Raw genomic sequence first — 243 nt, 5'->3', positions numbered from 1 at the left:
TCGATGCCCTCATCGGCAAGGTCGGCCTGGCGGATATCGACATCGAGCACGATGCGCAGCTTCGAGGGATTGTTCTCCAGAGCCGCCATGCGCGGCATCAGCCACAGCCCGCTGACCGAGGGGATCGAGGTCAGCCGCACCACCGCCGTGCCACGCGGCTCGACCCAGCGGTCGGAATGGGTCGATATCAGCGCAAAGGCTTCCGCCGTGCGCAGATGCAGCCGGTTGCCCTCGATCGTCAGC

Annotated in this window: 1 pseudogene; it reads right to left on the bottom strand. The window is 66.3% G+C overall.

From position 1 onward, the window contains the following. A pseudogene (locus EOC06_RS42995) lies at positions 1 to 243 on the bottom strand (transcriptional regulator); the annotation flags it as partial.

Source organism: Mesorhizobium sp. M7A.F.Ca.MR.362.00.0.0 (assembly GCF_004023175.1).
Taxonomy (GTDB): Bacteria; Pseudomonadota; Alphaproteobacteria; order Rhizobiales; family Rhizobiaceae; genus Mesorhizobium.
The sequence above is the reverse complement of the archived record's forward strand: the minus strand, read 5'-3'. Positions and strand labels throughout refer to the sequence as shown.